The following is a 17748-nucleotide window of genomic DNA, read 5'->3' on the forward strand; positions in this document are numbered from 1 at the left end:
AACGGACTTTTATAAAATTGTGCTTACAAGGAGGGATGACTGCATGAAATTAGCCATTATTGCAGATGATTTGACCGGTGCCAATGACAGCGGGGTGCAGCTTGCCCGCCATGGCTTGAAGACCAGTGTTCTTTTTAATATGAATGAAGAACCTCTTACACAATACGATGCTGTCGTCTTTGATACAGATAGTCGTTCCATATCCCCGCAGGATGCGTATGATCGTGTATATCGGGCTGCTGAATTGCTAACGAATAATGGATTTGAGACCATTTTCAAAAAGATGGACTCCACCATGCGCGGCAATATCGGCATCGAGATTGATGCTGTATATGATGTAGTTAAGCCTGATTTTATGATGATTGCTCCAGGATATCCGAAAAATAACCGGACTATTCTGGACGGCATTCATTACCTGAACGGCGTTCCGCTGGCAGATACTGAAATTGCCCATGATCCGAAGACACCTGTAACGATTTCCTACCTTCCGGACTTATTGAAACTACAAACCAAGTACGAAGTTGGCGAGATCACCGTCGCCGATCTGGAAGCCGGGCAGCATCATCTTTGTGCCAAGCTGGAGCAGTTGAAGGAAAACAATATTCCTTACGTGCTGGTGGACTCCACCGAGGAAAGCCATCTGGAGCTGGTACTGCAGATGACTCGTGAGTTGGATTATACCTTTGCCTGGGCAGGCTCAGCTGGTATTGCCAACTACCTCCCTGCTCACTTTGCTCTTGAATCCAAGTCTACCGAGCTAACCATACCCGAGAATCCGGGTCCAATCCTGACGGTAGTCGGCAGCGTGAACAAAAACTCGCGCGAGCAATTGAGTCGCTTGCTGCGCAAATCCCGTGTAGCTTCTGTCTCCTTCCATTCCTTCAAAGCGGTATCCGCAACCGCAGACCGAGCGGAAGAGATGGAACGTGTCTATAACGAGGTCCGAGACAAAGCGCTGGAAGGACAAGATGTTGTCCTCTACTCCACCGCTGAACAGATTGATATCGAACTGGCTCGTGCCACGGGCGAAGTTCGGGGGCTTAATCACACCGAAGTTAGCAATGAAATTGTACTCGCGATGGGTGAGATCTGCGCCAGACTGCTGGAGGAGGGACTGTTCAAGGGTGTCTCCATGACCGGTGGCGATACGGCAAAACAAATCTGTCTGAAATGGAATATTAGCGGCTTCGAGCTGCTGGATGAGCTTGAAATCGGCGTGCCGATCTCCAAGTTTATAGGCATTGATAATCTGCATGTGATTACCAAAGCAGGCGGATTCGGCAAACCTGATGTCTTTATCCATGCGATTCAAAAATTAAAAGGGGGTATTCTTGTATGAAACCTACAATTGGAATTACGATGGGCGACGCAGCAGGCATTGGACCGGAGATTATTATGAAAGCACTGGGTCATCAAGAGATGTACGATCAGTGCAATCCACTCGTTATCGGTGATGCGAAGATTCTGGAGCGCGTGCTGCCGGTCATCGGCTCAAGTCTGACCGTTAACGCGATTCAAGAGCCTTCCGAAGCCAAGTATGAATTCGGTACTGTAGATGTGATTGATTTGAACCTTGTCCCTGCGGACTTGGAATACGGCAAAGTATCTGCCGTGGCTGGGGATGCAGCATTCCAGTTTCTCGCCAAAGCCATTGATCTCGCCAAAAAACACCAGATTCACTCCATCTGCACAGCACCTTTGAACAAAGAAGCTTTGCATCAAGGGGGGCACCTGTATCCAGGACACACCGAAATTCTGGCGGACCTGACGGATACACAGGACTTCTCGATGATGCTGACGACGCCTAATCTGAGAGTCATTCACCTGACGACACACATGGGTCTGATTGATGCCATCGCGAGTATCAACCCGGAAAGAACCTACACCGTTGTGAAGCTTGCCCATGATACGCTGAAAAAAGCAGGCTTTGAGAATCCGCGCGTAGCCGTATGCGGAATCAATCCTCATGCCGGAGAGAACGGACTGTTCGGCAACGGGGAAGAAGAAGAAAAACTGCAGCCCGGCATTGAGCGTGCGCAGCAGGAAGGCATTAACGTTGTTGGTCCACTCCCGGCGGACACACTCTTCTTCCGCGCTGGCCGCGGCGACTTCGATATCGTTGTAGCTTGCTACCACGACCAAGGCCATGCACCAATTAAGGTAATGGGCATCGAGGAAGGCGTGAACATCACCGTTGGTCTGAAGGGCGGCATCATTCGTACGTCTGTCGATCATGGTACAGCCTTCGATATCGCTGGCAAGAACATCGCCGATGACAAAAGCATGCTGGCAGCCATCCGCTCCGCCATTGAGCTGGCACCGAAGGATCAGGGATAACACCAAGATTCATCTGGTACATGCGTGAGTCTGATCGTAAGATCAATTGCAGATGTATCGGTATATCGTCGGTATTCGATGAATAGAAAGAAAAAGGCAAACCCTTGTAAGTTCAAGGGTTTGCCTTTTTGTATATGTCCACCCATTTATTCAGACCAATCGTCTTGGTTGGTATTATGGACATCAAACATATGCTAAACTGATCATAATAAACAAGGGAAGTGTAGAACCCCTGTAGACCTAAAGTACAACCTCGATTACGTGAAGTTCACACTAACTTTAAATGAGAAAAAGGAAGAGATTCAATGGGAAGAAAACAATCTTTTACCGAAACAGAGCTACTGGATACGACCAAGAAATTAATTCTTGAGCATGGCTACGACGGTTTTCATCTTAAGCTGCTCTCACAGCATCTATCTGGAGCCCGGAGCACGATATATCAATATTACGCTAATAAAGAAGAGATTGTTGCTGCTTGTATGAAGCGTGTAATAGCAACCGTGTTGGAGAATTCATTAGCCGTTGATGAGACTGATCCCATGGATGCTCTTGAGCAACTGCTTCTGATCTACGCAGAAGAATCGACGCTCCATCAACTTCTGGGAGATGCCAGTAAAATTAATACGACTAATTCTGCTGCGGCAGCGAGAGATCTTGAATTTATTGAGGAAGCACATAAGACCCTCAAAATTCAATTATCACGCTTATTTGAACGCGCACAGCAGGATCAGGCCCTCCGGCAAGATATCCCTCTACCTGTACTTGTTGGTGTATTCTTCAACTTAATTAATACGCCTAACATGATGAATATCCCTACGCCTGATTGGGGAAAGCTGCTGTTCCAAATGTGGATCGGAGGAGCCAAGAGCTAAGTTTGTTCTTGGATTTAATTTGACACAAGTGTCATTTATGTCGTTTAATGATGAAGACCGCGTGGCCGCGCATCTATTTTGACACATGTGTCAAAAAAAAGAGAGAAGGAGTTGAACAGATCATGTTTTTAGCGATGAAGGAGTTAATGCATAGTAAAATGAAGTTTTTGATGATTATCATTATCTTCGTACTAATGGCTTGGTTGGTATTTATTTTATCCGGTCTGGGGAATGGATTGTCCACGCTAGCCGCATCAACATTCAAGACCATGAAGGCTGATTATGTCATCTTTGAAGAAGGGGCTCAGTCTTCCATGAGCAAGTCACTGCTGTCAGATCAACTGGTGGCGAAGGCGGAACAACTTCCTAATGTGGATGCTGCATCACCTATGGGAAGTACGATGGCAACAGCAATGAAAGAGACGAGTACCAAGAATGAAGATAAAGTCGATATAGCGATTATAGGAATTAACCCAGGAAGCTTCCTGGAACCAGCTATTGTAGAAGGTGAAAACCTGTCTTCCGAGAATCCCACCGGGGTGGTTGTGAATTCGACCCTAAAAGATGAGGGCTATAATATCGGGGACACCTTTCAACTGGATGGCACGACGGAATCATTGACAATTATCGGATTTGTGGAGAATCAGACCTATAACCACGTTGCATCCGTATTTACCCCAATGGCTGAATGGCGGAAGATTGCCTTTGCGGCTCCAGGTTCAGATAAAGGAATGGCCGGACCGGTTAATGCGATCATGTTACAAGGCGAAAATATTGATCCAGAAGCTATAAATAAAGAGTTATCCAGTACGGATACAGTTACCCGGTCGGAAGCTGTGCAAGGCATGCCAGGATACAAAGAAGAGAACGGAACGATCCTGATGATGCTTGCATTTCTGCTCGCGATCTCTGCATTTGTACTCGGGGTATTCTTCTATGTCATTACGATGCAAAAAACCAACCAGTTTGGCATTATGAAAGCGATAGGCGCTAGTAACCGTTTCTTGGGAAAAGCCATTATCTCGCAAGTGTTTGTACTTTCGCTGACTAGCATTGTTGTTGGAATCTTGCTGACTTATGGGACAGCAGCAATTATGCCAAAAGGAATGCCATTTAAGCTAGAAACCAGTCTTGTCTTCAATTATTCTATTATCTTGCTGGTTATCGCTATGTTAAGTTCACTGGTATCTGTTCGCAAAATTACAAAGATTGATCCGCTTAAGGCGCTCGGGAGGGTTGAATAATGAGTAAGGGATTGCACATGCGGGAAGTCACCATGTATTATGCCGAAGGAAACAATCGGATCACCGCGCTCGATCATGTATCCATATCCGTGGAACCGGGGGAGTTTGTTGCTGTCGTTGGACCTTCTGGTTCTGGTAAAAGTACATTCTTGTCTATTGCTGGGGCTATGCTGAAAGCCTCCGAAGGAGATATTCAACTAAACGGAAATCATATTTCGAAGCTTACGGAGAAAGAGCTATCTACTATACGGCTGCAAGAAGTTGGATTTATTATGCAATCTTCCAATCTAGTTCCCTATCTAAATGTTCTCGATCAACTGCTAGTTGTAAGAAGAATGGCGGGAACGGTCAAAAAAGAGGATAAGGCATTTGCCACCAAACTGCTGGAAGAACTGGGGCTGGGTTTGAAGTTAAAAAGTTTTCCCGAAGAGTTATCCGGTGGTGAGAAACAACGGACAGCCATTGCGCGTTCGTTAATGAATAATCCCAACATCATCTTAGCCGATGAACCAACCGCCAGTTTGGACACCAAACGAGCCCATGAAGTGGTTAGTCTAATCGCGCAAGAAGTGAAATCACGCCAAAAAGCGGCCATTATGGTTACCCATGATGAGCGCATGCTTGAATATTGTGATAAGGTATATCGGATGTATGATGGCGGTTTGTCCCTAGCTAAATCATAAATATATGGTCCCAACCCTATACCGTGTCCTTAACTATTATTTTCATGAAAATCTCCTGTCCAGAAAAAATAGCCAACTAACTAGCAATTTAAGCCTGTCCATCACTCCGCTTGTTATCTCACGCTAGGCGCTAACGTCACTCGGGTCTTTCACCCACAAGCACCATTTCATGTTTGCTCTGCGATGGTCTGCTCCGTCGATAGGCACTTGGTGACATACCGCTCTGTTTGTTGAAGATGCGATTGAACTGGGAAAAGCTGGCGAAACCACACTGTGCAGCAATGTCCGTAATTTTTTCACTCGAATTCAGCAGCAATTGCTGGGCATTTCGAGTACGGGTCATCTGCACATACTCCGTGAAGGTAAAACCAGTGACCCTGTTGAATTGGCGGGACAAGTGGTGGGCACTTACATAAAACCGCCTGGACACCTCGTCCAAAGATAAATCCTGCTGATAGTGGCTGTGAATATAGGATGCAATGGCATACATGCGCCGGGACATCGATGATCCTGTCTCTTCTCGCACATACCCGTTCTCTGCCGCGTAACGATGAATTGCACATAGAAATTCTACAAATTTATGATGGATCACAACCGGTTGAAGCGTAGATCGCTGCTGGGATATGGCAAAAATATCATTGATGGGCGCGAGGATTTCTTTGCGCCGTTCTTCCGGGAAGCGGAAAATCGGAACCTCTTCATCAAATATGGAGAATAGTTCATTGTAACCGCTCTCAAGTCCTGGCATATGGCGAGGCATCGCAAAATTAATCATCAAGCGTTTTGGCGGTGTACCTTTCGGATACTGCGTCTTATGCAGCAAAGAAGGTCGCAGCAGCACGATATCCAATGGATGAATCTCATATAAACTGCCTTCAATAATATGCGCAGCCGTGCGATCCAGCAGAATACAGACTTCATAAAAATCATGAAAGTGCTGAAACTCCATATTCAAGTCATGGGAGCGTTCGTCATAGTCCAGATGATAAAAAAGTTCGTCTCCAGGCTGATTGACAAGGATTACATATCCCTTCTCGTATGTCAAAACGGATGTTGTCATGGACATGCCCCCTATCCCGATACTAATGATTTTATTTTAGCATGAAATGCAATAAAAAGACGTCTTTTTCAGCATACATTACGTAGTTTGCTCCCTTTCCCCTTTGTTATGATAGAGTTGATATGTTAGCGCTTGCAGTATTCTTGCTCCAACGACGACTACAGCCTGTACTTACTACAAACCAAGGTGGGAAACCAACATGAAAATGAATTCCTTGTATACTCGGATCCATACCATAGTTAAACACTTGGAACGTGCACGACTGACCTCAAAGACATATATACCGGAGCTTTATCATAAAGAAAGTGGTTACCACTCCTGGGAACTGGTGCATGAAGACCCTTCCTCCTGGAACGTATTTCGTAAAGGTGATGGCTGGGGCGGTAAAGATGTACACAGCTGCTTCAAAACCCGGATTCGCATCCCGGATCATATGGAAGGGAAAAAAGTCGTATGTACCATTGTCACCGGTGCGGATGATATCTGGAACTATGATAATCCGCAATTCCTGGCATTCCTCAATGGGGAATTGATCTGTGGTCTGGATGTGAACCATACGGAAATTGACCTGACACCTGCCGCGGCAAAAGGGGAAGAATTCGAACTGGCTTTATATGCGTACTGTAGTACTTCGGCGGCCGATGTCTTTCTCAATGTCTATGTAGCTGAGCATCATCAGCCTGTCACCGATCTATATTACGATCTTAAGGCTGCGCTCGATGCTGCGGATCTGCTGCGTGAGGATGATCTGGAGCGGCTGAATTTGGTTGAACATCTGAATAAAGCCGTGAATCTGCTGGATTTGCGTCAGGAGAACAGCGCAGAATTCCATGCGTCGGTACCGGAAGCGCGCCAATATCTGCAAGATCATGTCTATGGTGATGTCCGCCCTGCTGGTGATCACATCCCAACCGTTCACTGTATCGGACACACGCATATCGATGTGGCATGGCTATGGGCATTGGATCAGACCCGGGAGAAGGTCATTCGCAGCTTTGCGAGTGTATTGTATCTGATGGACAAGTTTCCAGAATACACGTTCATGTCCTCGCAACCCCAGTTATATGCGTACCTGAAAGCAGACTACCCGTCTCTCTATGAAAAAATCAAGGAAAAGGTGGCCGAAGGCCGCTGGGAAGCCGAAGGTTCGATGTGGCTGGAAGCTGATTGTAACTTGATCTCCGGCGAATCCATGATCCGTCAGATTATATACGGGAAACGTTTCTTCAAGGAAGAGTTCGGCGTAGAGAACCGTGTGCTCTGGTTGCCGGATGTGTTTGGTTATAGTGCAGCGATGCCGCAGATTATGCGCAAGAGTGGCATTGATTATTTTATGACAACCAAAATTGCCTGGAATGATACAAACCAGATTCCGAACGACACAATGTACTGGAGAGGAATCGACGGATCAGAGGTCCTGACCCATTTCATCACAGCAACAGACTATGACAAACATCCTGATTTCAGGCAGCGTCGCTTCGAAACGACTTATAATGGACGGTTTAATGCTTCGCAAGTGAAAGGCACGTGGCAGCGATACCAGAACAAAAACATCAATGCAGATGTCCTGCAATGTTTCGGTTTCGGGGACGGCGGCGGTGGACCAACCGAGGAGATGCTGGAGCATGGCAGACGATTTGATGTCGGATTGCCGGGTGTACCCGCGGTGAAACGTACCTTTGTACGCGAGTTTTTCGAGAAGCTGGAGCAAAATCTGGCGGAGGTCCCTTCCGTTCCCCGCTGGTCGGGTGAGCTGTATTTGGAGTATCACCGGGGTACCTACACGTCCATGGCGCGCAACAAACGGTACAACCGTCATAGCGAATTTGCACTGGCCGATGCCGAACTGTATGCCATGATTCATCGTCAGGCGAATGCACAGGCGGCCTATCCAACCGATGCACTGGAGCATGCATGGAAGCTGACGATGCTGAACCAGTTCCATGATATTCTCCCGGGCAGCTCCATTGAGCAGGTATATGTGGATTCCAAGGAGCAATATGAAGAAGTTCTGCGTGTCACGGATGAGCTGAAAGACAGCGCACTGAACGGCATTGCAAGCCAAATTACATCTGATGGCGAAGCCATTGTGGTATTCAACACCACCGGATTCGTACGGACGGATGTGGTTGAACTGCCTGCTTTTGCGAGAAAAGTGACCGTCCATGATGGAGATCGCCCTGTACCCAGCCAACGTACTCCCGAAGGCGGACTCGTGTTCCTTGCAGAGAACGTGCCTGCATCCGGGTATAAATCTTTCCGAATCACACCGGATCTGACAGACGAACTTGTCGCGGGCGTATCGGTTGCACAGTGGGAAGCCAATCAGCGCCACATCCATACACCTTGGTACGATATTCACCTGAATGAAAGTGCCGAATTCATATCCGTATGGGACAAGTTGGAGGGTCGTGAGCTGCTTCAGTCTGGCAAGCGTGGTAATGCACTGCAAGTATTCGAGGATCGACCTGCGGAATACGAGGCATGGAACATTGACGACTATTATGAACAGCATATGTGGGAGATTAATGACCTGCAGTCACTGGAGTGGGTTGAAAGCGGGCCGGTGCGTTCCGTGTTGCAAGTGAAGCGGCAGTTCCTGGACTCTGTCATTGAGCAAACGATCATCTTCTACGCGCATACACGCCGGATTGATTTCCGTACGTTAGTGGATTGGAAACAGGAACATTTGCTGCTGAAAGCCGCCTTCCCGCTCGATATCTGGAGTGAGAAAGCAGTCTACGAAATCCAGTACGGCAACGTTGAGCGTGCTACCCACCGTAATACGAGCTGGGATCAAGCCCGGTTTGAAGTATGCGGGCAGAAGTGGGCCGATCTGGCGGAGAACGGGTACGGTGCTGCTCTGCTGAACGACTGCAAATACGGATATGACATTCATAACTCCGTGATGCGACTATCACTGATCAAGAGCGCAACGTACCCGAATGAAAATGCCGACAAAGAGCAGCACGTATTCACCTACGCACTTTATCCGCATCAGGGCGACTTCCGTGAAGGACGTGTCATCCAAGCCGCTTATGATCTCAACCGTCCTCTGGTTGCCCGTGAGATTGCATCGCAAACCGGTACATTGCCGGGAATATGGTCACTGGCATCGGTAGATCAGGATAATGTCGTGCTGGAGGTTATCAAAAAAGCCGAGAACAATGATGATATGATCATCCGTCTCTATGAAGCACACGGCCGCCGCAGCCGTGCTTCCCTGCAATTGCCTGAGGGAGCAGGTGCTACGGCGTATGCGTGTGATTTGCTCGAGAACAACGAAGCAGAATGCGCCGTGGAAAATGGTCGAATTACTTTTGATATCAAACCGTATGAGATTCTGACCTTCCGTATCCCTGCCGGACACTAAACAGAACTTACGTAACATGGAAAACTGCAACAATGCTTAATATGCTTCAACAATAAAGGGCTGCCTCCTGTCATATCTGACATGGGAGCAGCCCTTCACTTGTCCTTCTTTAAAATTCTTCGTACTCGCTTGGGTCCTGATCCCACAACCGTCCATCCGGACGATTAAATGCAGAGATGACCTGCATCTCTTCTGTGCTCAACTCAAAATCGAATATATCGATATTTTCCTGCTGATGCTGCAAGGAGCCCGCCTTCGGAATTGGAATGGAACCCAGCTGAACATGCCAGCGCAGAATGATCTGGGTTGGTGTTTTGCCATGCGTTTCCGCGATCCGAAGAATGTTCTCATCCTTGAGAATATCCTGTACGGCATCATTGCCACGTCCAATCGGACTCCAGGATTCGTTCACGATGCCATGCTTCGTATCCTGTTCCCGCTGATCGGCTTGGTCGAAGAATGGATGCAGCTCAATCTGATTCAGACTCGGTGCTATGCCCGTTTCCTTGATCAGCCGTTCATTGTGCTCAGGAAGGAAGTTACTCACTCCAATGGACCGGATATATCCACGCTTTTTGGCTTCGATCAGCGCTTGCCATGCCTCGACATACATGTCCTTCTTCGGATTGGGCCAGTGAATCAGATACAGATCGTAATAATCCAGATCCGCTCTGTACAGGGATTCCTGGATCGCCACGAGTGCTTTATCATGAGCGTGATAACGCCCCGGCAGCTTCGAGGAAATGAGCAGTTCTTCTCTGGCGATGGAGCTTTGCTTGATTGCTCTGCCCACGGTTGCCTCATTCTCATAGTTATACGCCGTATCAATTAATCGATACCCCGCCTCCATGGCAGACGCGATCGATTTAACGCCTTCCTCACCTTTCAAACTATAGGTACCAAATCCAATTGCAGGTACTTTCAAGCCATCGTTCAATGTATATTCCGGAATGTGATGATTCATGTGAGAACTCTCCTTTGTGAAAGGTATGCTTCCTATTTTAATGCGACAAAATGACATGTGCTCTCGGTTATCTCTAACCTTTCCTCAAGCGCTTGAATCAATTGTACATCATCATCGAGAATCCCTTCGACCTCTCGCTCTGTTCACACGGTAAGCCAACCTCTCTAATAAGAGGAAAGTCGCCTCTTCATTCGAGGGAAGAGATAGTCTTGGCTGATAAAGGTCGATTGCCCAAAAAGTCTTTGATGGCAGCAGCTGCCCGCTTATACCCGCCAGCATCATGCAGTGTGTTCCCAATCACTCCTGCATGTTCCCTGTAGGAATCATTGCCGAGCACCTCTAACACCGCGGTTCTCAGCACCTCAGGTGTAAGGTTGTTTTTATCCACGATGACCCCCGCTCCCAGCTCCTGCACACGGCTTGCTACATGAGGCTGATCCGAGGTTAACGGGAGCATGATCAACGGCACATGGTAATACAACGCTTCGCTTGCACTGTTCATACCTGTATGTGTCAGAAACGCATCGACATGTTGCAGCACTTCCAACTGAGGCAGGTACGGTCTAATGATGAAATTGTCGGGAATAAGATCCGCAATCGGCTCCAGATCGGTATCCTTTCCCGAAGCCAATATAAATTGCACAGGCAAATCACGAAAGGCTGCAAAGCAGAGCTTATACAAATCAAGGTCTCTATTTAAAATGGTCCCCATCGAAATATAAACCGCCTGTTTATACATAGCTCGAAGAGACTCGTATGCAAAAGCAGGCGCATCCTTACGAGGAATAATGGAGGGGCCAGTGAACACAAAGCTGTCGTCCAGCTTGTCCCCCATGGGTTGAAAATAGCGGCTTGTATAGACAATCTTCAGTTGTCCTGAATGCCCTGAAAGATCTTTCAAAGAAGGCACAGCTACATTGAACTGGGCAGCCAATTGCTTGGACATCTCCATGATTCGATTATATAGCTCCTGAACCTCCTCATTGTCATCCTTCAGATTATGACTACCTGACCCGAGAGGCTCTACAAAAACAAAGGTGCTGGTCGAGCAGATCGTGGGTATCCCCAGCTTTTCGCCCAAAATTTGTCCGCCCCAGCCGATTAAGGAATCAAAAATTAAATAGTCATAGGTTTCATTTTCGATCAGATTCAGAACATCCGGAATAAACCGTTGAATTATTTTTTTCAGAATCATATATAAGAATTGGTACGGATGCTTGATTTCAAATGGCTTCATATTGGGGTTGTTGAGTAGGGTTGCCTCGCTGAAGGAGTAAGCTTTAAATTGAGCACCTAACGCTTCAATCTTCGTCCGGTATTTTTCAGTACAACAATAGACGACCTCATCTCCGCTCTCTATCAACTCCTTGATTAATCCGAGCGACGGATTGATATGCCCTTCTGCAGGCATCATCACAACTAACACACGTGCCACGAAGCTCACCTCCATCAAATTTTCCAATAATCAAAGCGGTACATTGTATATCCATATGATTGAGAAGATAAAAAAATAGAATATGGGAATCAGACCCATATAAATATACTATTAATAATTTCCATTTTTGTAAATGGTATATATGTCACTTTTTAAACAAAAAAAAGCACCTTTACGGTGCTTCGGATCTCAATATCCGCTCGAATATTGTTTATCCTCTTTCAGTTGCACAATGTCATGTCCGGTTGGATTCTGGAAGGCCCGCAGTCCAAATGTTGACGCCACCGCGAAGATATGGTCAAAGATATCCGCCTGAACGTTCTCATATACACCCCAGTTGATATCATTGCTGAATGCATAGATTTCCAGAGGCAGCCCGCGATCTTCCGGTGCCAATTGACGCACAATCATCGTCATATCTTTATTGATTTTTGGATGATTTCTCAAATATTGATGGATATATTCCCGGAATACACCGACATTTGTCAGCTGTCTGCCGTTCACGTTGCTTTCAGTATTCACCTGGTGCTCCATGTTGTACGCTTGAATTTCTTTAAGTTTGGAAGTGACATAATCCGTCAGGTAATGAATCTTCTCAAATTCCGCCACCATCTCTTCCGTACAAAAACGAATACTGCTGATGTCAATATAGATACTCCGCTTAATCCTTCTGCCACCGGACACCTGCATGCCTCTCCAGTTCCGGAACGAGTCCGAAATAAGGGCATAGCTTGGAATCATCGTAATCGTTTTATCGAAATTCATCACTTTCACTGTGTTCAATGTAATGTCGATGACATCGCCGTCCGCATTATACTTGGGCATCTCGATCCAGTCTCCGACGCGCACCATATCATTCGACGATAGCTGTACGCCAGCCACGAGGCCCAGGATCGAGTCTTTGAACACGAGCATTAATACCGCCGATAACGCCCCAAGTCCACTGAGGATAATGAGCGGATTCTGTCCGATCAGGCTGGAGATGACGATAATGCCCCCGATAATGAACAGAACGATCTTGGCTACCTGAATGTAACTCTTGATTGGGCGAATCTTCGACACCTCATAGGTACGATAGATATCATCGAATACATTAAGCAAAGCATTCAGTACCGTGATCATGATGACAATCATGTAGGTCATTGCTGCTTTTTCAATTATGGCCTGATAGGGCGAGAAAATATAAGCCGAATAATAGATTATAATGGCTGGCACAAGATGCGACAGTTTCTGAAATAAATTTTTTTGAACTACAATATGGCCCCACTTGAAACGGTTGTTACTTACGATACGATGCACCGTCTTCAGTACCACTCGCTTGGCAATCACATTCGCCAATATCGAGATCACTGCTATAAAAATAATCATAATGATGTTTGAAAGATAACCAATGGAGGGTCCACTCATGCCGAGTTCTTCTAGTTGATTTTTGATAAAGTCCATTGTTTCCTCCTGACATAATCTAGTTTAGCCTATTATTATAAAGTAGTTTGAGAGGGCAAGCAAAGTTTGTGCTTCCGCTCCGTTCTTCCTATATAAATTATATATAAAAAGGACCCAGTCATTCAAAGAATGATGGGTCCACTTGATTATGTTATCTTTTCATCCTGCTCACGAGAAATGTCCAATAGCTCACTCACCGTCACCAATCGATACCCTTCTGTGACCAGTTCCTCCACCAGCATACGAACCGCCTCCACCGTCTGGGAACGGTCTCCGTACCCGTCATGGAATATCAGCACGCTGCCAGGTTTTACCGCAGACCGGGTATGCTCCACGATATGCTCAACGCCGGGATTATCCCAATCTTTCGCATCACCGTTGACCGCACCAATCGTGCGATATCCACGCTCCGTTGCCAGAGACAGTATATCATCGTTTACGCCAAAATACGGCGGTCGGAAGCTGCGGGCAGGTTGCCCCGTAACTTCTTGAACAAGATGTTCTGCGCGTTGCAACTCTTCCCCGGCTTCCTCCAGAGTCAGCTTGGTCAGGTCCGGATGCGTGTATGTATGGTTTGCGATCTCATGCCCTTCACGGTATACCTCCGCCGCAATCTCCGGATGAGCCTCTATCTCTTTACCAATCATGAAAAACGTTGCCTGCCCACCGGCACGACGGAATATCTCAAGTACTTGAGGTGTATACACCGGATGCGGCCCATCATCAAACGTAAACGCCACAACCTTTTCCCGAACAGACTCCTGCTCTACCATCGCGATATTGACCATACCATAATGACCCCTCTCTGCAACTGACTGGCTACATACCTCTTATTATTCCATGTTCATAGACCGCGGTCTAGTCCAGAGATCACACCTTTACCTACGCTTCTAATTTAACCTTTGATCGCACCTGCGATCATGCTCTTCTGCACCTGTTTGTTCAACAGCAGATAGATGACCACCGTTGGCACCGTCGTAATCATCAGTCCCGCACCAATGATGCCCCATTGCGTAATGTACGTTCCCACCATCGACATCATGCCCACCGTCAATGTCTGATAAGCCGTGTTATTGATAAACGTGACCGCAAACATCAGCTCATTCCAGCACGACAAAAACGTGAAGATGGCTACCGTTGATATAGCCGGGGTTACCAGAGGCAGAATGATAGAGAAAAACGTCCGGTAGATGCCGCAGCCGTCGATAACCGCCGACTCTTCCATCTCTCTCGGGATACCTTTGAAAAAACTGCCCAGAATGAATACCGCCATCGGAATGCCAAATGCCACATAGGGAATGATCAGTGACCAGTAGCTGTTGAGCAGGCTCAGATTCTTCAAAATAATAAACAATGGCAGTAGCGCCGCATGGATCGGCACCATCATGCCCAGCAAAATAATCGTCATCGTGAACCCACTGAGCTTCCAGTTCATTCTTGTGATTGCGTATCCCGTCATCGAAGACAAGATCAGTACCAAGACAATGGAGGCAGCAGTAACCAGCACACTATTCATAAAATAGGTCAGCACATGGCCGTCGGACATTGCTTTGGTGTAGTTGCTCCACAGAAACGCTTTGGGCAACCCGGCTACATCACCGCTAAAGATTTCACTGTTATCCTTCAAGGAAAACAGCGCCAGCCAGATGAGCGGGTAGATCTGCACAATTGCGACAAGGATCAGAAACGCTTGCAGGAACACTTTCCCGATTGGTCCGGAGATGGACCTTGGCTTGGGCTTTTTTTGCAACATGACTTCTACGGTACTCATGCCTCATGCCTCCTTCTATTCCGTTTTGAACAATGAATTAATGAGGATCGTACATACCAGACACTCCACAATGATAAAGACCGAGATCGCACTGCCATACCCGTACCGGAACGTATCAAAAATGGTGGCGTACATCAGGGTGCTCGGCACTTCAGTGGTATAGAACGGGCCGCCGCCCGTCAGCACATAGATCAGGTCAAACACCTTGAATGCACCGATGACCGAAAATACAAGGCTTACCTTCAGGATGGGCTTCATTAAAGGGATCATAATGGACCACGCCGTGCGAAGACGTGAAGCACCATCCATTCTTGCAGCTTCAAGCACATCCTGTGAGACGGATTTCGCTCCTGCGTACATCAGCAGCATGTGATACCCCACGTACTGCCACAAGGTTGGAATAAACGATGCTGCCAGGGCGGTGTCCTTCTGCCCCAGCCAATCCTGTGCCAGGCTGGATAAGCCGATACTTTGCAGCAGCACGTTCAGCAGGCCATAATCAGCATTGTAGATTTTTGACCACAACTGGGCAATAACCACCGTTGAGATCAACACCGGGATGAAATACACGGTCCGGTAGAACCCTTCCCCCTTGACGTTAGACGCCAATATCAGTGCAAGCACCAGCGAGATCGGCAGTTGAATGAACACCGAAGCTCCCGCGAATAACAGAGAGTTTTTGATCGAATTCAGCACACGGGTATCCTTAAACATCTCTACATAGTTGTCCAGGCCAATAAATGTACCCTTGCCTACGCCGTTCCAGTCCAGCAGACTGTAATAACTGGAGACAGAGATCGGAATAAGCACAATGCCGCAGAACAGAAGCAGCGTCGGCAGTACAAAGACGGCTATCGTGCCTTTATTGGAAAATACAGAGTTCATTGTTGTTCTCCTCTCAAAGGCGTGACCGGGATATGCCGGACCACGCCTTGTTTGGGTTCATCTTCATTGTTAGAAGCGGTAGCCATGCAAGCTCACAAGGTCTATGCGTAAGATATTCACAGGGAATAGGCAAAGACTTGTAGCGTAAGGACCTTCCAGGGCCTGTAAGCATTTAAGCTTGTAGGCTTGCACACACGCATACACGCATACCTGTTTCCTATAGACTTAACTCTGTTGGTTTGAGCTGTGCCATCTGTTTGCAGAACTCCTCCGGTGTTACATCGCCGGCAAGCAGTTGGGCAATCAGGTTTTTGTGCGCTTCGGCAGACTCCGCTGGCAGAATGTTATCCCACCACGCGATGAATGAGGTCGCCGTTTTCATAATATCTGCCGCAGAAAGATCCAGGGAGGACAGACTGGACGTGTCGAGTGCATCTGTTTTCCAGCTTGGCAGGCCGGCTCCAGCCAGGAAACCTTGTGTACCAAGCTGCTCGCTTAGATACATGAGGAATTCCACGGCTTCCTTTGGATGCTTGGTATTCTGGTTGATGTAGAAACCATCGACGGCTCCACCGAAGATTTCGGTATTTGTGCCTTTGCCATCTTCAAATACCGGGAACGGAATCACTTTCACTTTGCCTTTGACTGCGGAAGACGGGTCCTCGATTCCTGCATTCACCCAGTTGGCCTGGAACATCATCGCCCCGTTGCCTGCATTAAATGCCCCAAGCATCTCGTCATAGCTCATGCTGAACATGCTGCTGTTGAACGCTCCTGCTTGCGCAAGCTGCTGTATTTTAGTCGCGGCGGCTACAAAGTCGGGCGAATCCCATTTCGACGGATCTTTAAAGGCTTCCATCACCGCAGCATTGCCTGCCTGACGCATCGCAATAATGTCGTACCAGTACATGCCCGGCCAGCGGTCCTTTTCCCCAATTACAGCCGGGGTGATGCCTGCCGCTTTCAGCTTGGTGACTGCATCCAGCAGTTCGTTATAAGTGGTCGGTATCTTGGCACCCGCCTGCTCGAACAATCCCGTGTTCACGTAAAGGTTGGCGATATGTGTGTACACGGGCAATGTGTAGATTTTGCCGTCCATATTGATTGCCTCAGCCATACCCGGGCCCATCCGTTCTTTGATATCGTCCTTCAGGTAACTTGAGATTTCCAGCACATTGCCGGATTTGATGTACGGCTGCATGAAGCTGCCGCCACCCATGCCATAGAACAGGTCTGGCGCTTCACCGGCTGCAATCGATGTTTTGACTTTGGTTTTATACTGTTCTCCTGTCGTGCCCGTACGTTCAACCTGAATGTCTGGATGCTCGCTGTTCCATTTCTCAACAATCTCGGGCAGCAGCTTGGCCGAAGGATCGGTATTGCCGACTGATTGATCCCACAGCGTCAGCTTGATCTTCCCATTACTTTCCCCCTGTGCACCGCCGGACGAGCCGGATGAACATGCCGCTAGACTGCTTACAATTCCCAGCGTCAGAATTAGACTTGCCGATTTTTTTAATAGCGCTTTCATATATACGGACCTCCCTATGTGTTTTCGTTGTTCTAGCCCATATTTTAGGCAAACTGTGCTTTGTTCTCCATTTAGAAAACAGGCATCGATTTGTAATTTTCGAACATATGTGGAATTGGAACCGGAAGCGGGTTTACGCTCAGACCTTCT

At 47.4% G+C, this 17748-nt stretch carries 14 protein-coding genes; 6 read left to right on the forward strand and 8 right to left on the reverse strand.

Annotation, left to right across the window (positions count from 1 at the left end):
• Window positions 1–43 precede the first annotated feature (43 nt).
• From QF049_RS22355 to QF049_RS22375, 5 genes are all read left to right on the forward strand, one after another.
• Window positions 44–1339: a four-carbon acid sugar kinase family protein gene (locus QF049_RS22355; RefSeq protein ID WP_307540694.1), complete on the forward strand. Its 1296-nt coding sequence runs from the start codon at window positions 44–46 to the stop codon at window positions 1337–1339.
• The gene (pdxA, locus tag QF049_RS22360) at window positions 1336–2337 is read left to right on the forward strand and encodes a 4-hydroxythreonine-4-phosphate dehydrogenase PdxA (RefSeq protein WP_307540696.1); all 1002 of its coding nucleotides are present in this window, start codon (window positions 1336–1338) and stop codon (window positions 2335–2337) included. The genes QF049_RS22355 and pdxA overlap by 4 nt, the downstream gene beginning before the upstream one ends.
• Before the next feature lie 305 nt (window positions 2338–2642).
• The gene (locus QF049_RS22365) at window positions 2643–3209 is read left to right on the forward strand and encodes a TetR/AcrR family transcriptional regulator (protein WP_124118296.1); all 567 of its coding nucleotides are present in this window, start codon (window positions 2643–2645) and stop codon (window positions 3207–3209) included.
• A gap of 122 nt (window positions 3210–3331) precedes the next feature.
• Window positions 3332–4453 carry an ABC transporter permease gene (locus QF049_RS22370; protein WP_307540701.1) on the forward strand — a complete coding sequence of 374 codons (1122 nt, stop codon included), beginning with the start codon at window positions 3332–3334 and terminating at the stop codon, window positions 4451–4453.
• On the forward strand, window positions 4453–5136 hold the full coding sequence (locus tag QF049_RS22375) for an ABC transporter ATP-binding protein (RefSeq protein WP_307540703.1): 684 nt from the start codon (window positions 4453–4455) through the stop codon (window positions 5134–5136). The genes QF049_RS22370 and QF049_RS22375 overlap by 1 nt, the downstream gene beginning before the upstream one ends.
• A 136-nt stretch (window positions 5137–5272) precedes the next feature.
• Here QF049_RS22375 and QF049_RS22380 read toward each other — a convergent pair whose 3' ends face one another.
• The gene (locus tag QF049_RS22380) at window positions 5273–6196 is read right to left on the reverse strand and encodes a helix-turn-helix transcriptional regulator (RefSeq protein ID WP_307540704.1); all 924 of its coding nucleotides are present in this window, start codon (window positions 6194–6196) and stop codon (window positions 5273–5275) included.
• Between the two features lie 199 nt (window positions 6197–6395).
• Here QF049_RS22380 and QF049_RS22385 point away from each other — a divergent pair, with 199 nt between their 5' ends.
• Complete coding sequence (locus QF049_RS22385; protein ID WP_307540706.1) at window positions 6396–9569, forward strand: alpha-mannosidase; 3174 nt, start codon at window positions 6396–6398, stop codon at window positions 9567–9569.
• A 109-nt stretch (window positions 9570–9678) separates the two neighbouring features.
• On the opposite strand, the gene QF049_RS22390 is transcribed toward QF049_RS22385, so the two are convergent.
• The 7 genes from QF049_RS22390 to QF049_RS22420 all read right to left on the reverse strand — a co-directional run bounded on the left by QF049_RS22390 (window position 9679) and on the right by QF049_RS22420 (window position 17598).
• A complete protein-coding gene (locus tag QF049_RS22390; protein WP_307540708.1) occupies window positions 9679–10533 on the reverse strand; it encodes an aldo/keto reductase in 855 nt (284 codons plus the stop codon).
• 187 nt (window positions 10534–10720) lie between these two features.
• Window positions 10721–11968 carry a macrolide family glycosyltransferase gene (locus tag QF049_RS22395; RefSeq protein WP_307540710.1) on the reverse strand — a complete coding sequence of 416 codons (1248 nt, stop codon included), beginning with the start codon at window positions 11966–11968 and terminating at the stop codon, window positions 10721–10723.
• 189 nt (window positions 11969–12157) lie between these two features.
• Complete coding sequence (locus QF049_RS22400) at window positions 12158–13411, reverse strand: mechanosensitive ion channel family protein (protein ID WP_307540712.1); 1254 nt, start codon at window positions 13409–13411, stop codon at window positions 12158–12160.
• Between the two features lie 146 nt (window positions 13412–13557).
• Entirely contained in the window at window positions 13558–14199 is a 642-nt protein-coding gene (locus QF049_RS22405) for a polysaccharide deacetylase family protein (RefSeq protein ID WP_307540714.1), read from the reverse strand.
• Window positions 14200–14306: 107 nt separating this feature from the next.
• Complete coding sequence (locus QF049_RS22410) at window positions 14307–15182, reverse strand: carbohydrate ABC transporter permease (RefSeq protein WP_307540716.1); 876 nt, start codon at window positions 15180–15182, stop codon at window positions 14307–14309.
• Between the two features lie 15 nt (window positions 15183–15197).
• A complete protein-coding gene (locus tag QF049_RS22415; RefSeq protein WP_307540718.1) occupies window positions 15198–16067 on the reverse strand; it encodes a carbohydrate ABC transporter permease in 870 nt (289 codons plus the stop codon).
• Between the two features lie 217 nt (window positions 16068–16284).
• Window positions 16285–17598 carry an extracellular solute-binding protein gene (locus tag QF049_RS22420; protein WP_307540720.1) on the reverse strand — a complete coding sequence of 438 codons (1314 nt, stop codon included), beginning with the start codon at window positions 17596–17598 and terminating at the stop codon, window positions 16285–16287.
• Window positions 17599–17748 lie beyond the last annotated feature (150 nt).

It is taken from the genome of Paenibacillus sp. W4I10, assembly GCF_030816325.1.
Lineage (GTDB): Bacteria > Bacillota > Bacilli > Paenibacillales > Paenibacillaceae > Paenibacillus > Paenibacillus amylolyticus_B.

Coding starts and splice junctions, on each gene's coding strand:
- QF049_RS22375 (WP_307540703.1), top strand. CDS start 4,453: ATGAGTAAGGGATTGCACATGCGGGAAGTCACCATGTATTATGCCGAA.
- QF049_RS22410 (WP_307540716.1), bottom strand. CDS start 15,182: ATGAGTACCGTAGAAGTCATGTTGCAAAAAAAGCCCAAGCCAAGGTCC.
- QF049_RS22385 (WP_307540706.1), top strand. CDS start 6,396: ATGAAAATGAATTCCTTGTATACTCGGATCCATACCATAGTTAAACAC.
- QF049_RS22365 (WP_124118296.1), top strand. CDS start 2,643: ATGGGAAGAAAACAATCTTTTACCGAAACAGAGCTACTGGATACGACC.
- QF049_RS22390 (WP_307540708.1), bottom strand. CDS start 10,533: ATGAATCATCACATTCCGGAATATACATTGAACGATGGCTTGAAAGTA.
- QF049_RS22400 (WP_307540712.1), bottom strand. CDS start 13,411: ATGGACTTTATCAAAAATCAACTAGAAGAACTCGGCATGAGTGGACCC.
- QF049_RS22415 (WP_307540718.1), bottom strand. CDS start 16,067: ATGAACTCTGTATTTTCCAATAAAGGCACGATAGCCGTCTTTGTACTG.
- QF049_RS22420 (WP_307540720.1), bottom strand. CDS start 17,598: ATGAAAGCGCTATTAAAAAAATCGGCAAGTCTAATTCTGACGCTGGGA.
- QF049_RS22355 (WP_307540694.1), top strand. CDS start 44: ATGAAATTAGCCATTATTGCAGATGATTTGACCGGTGCCAATGACAGC.
- QF049_RS22380 (WP_307540704.1), bottom strand. CDS start 6,196: ATGACAACATCCGTTTTGACATACGAGAAGGGATATGTAATCCTTGTC.
- QF049_RS22370 (WP_307540701.1), top strand. CDS start 3,332: ATGTTTTTAGCGATGAAGGAGTTAATGCATAGTAAAATGAAGTTTTTG.
- QF049_RS22405 (WP_307540714.1), bottom strand. CDS start 14,199: ATGGTCAATATCGCGATGGTAGAGCAGGAGTCTGTTCGGGAAAAGGTT.
- pdxA (WP_307540696.1), top strand. CDS start 1,336: ATGAAACCTACAATTGGAATTACGATGGGCGACGCAGCAGGCATTGGA.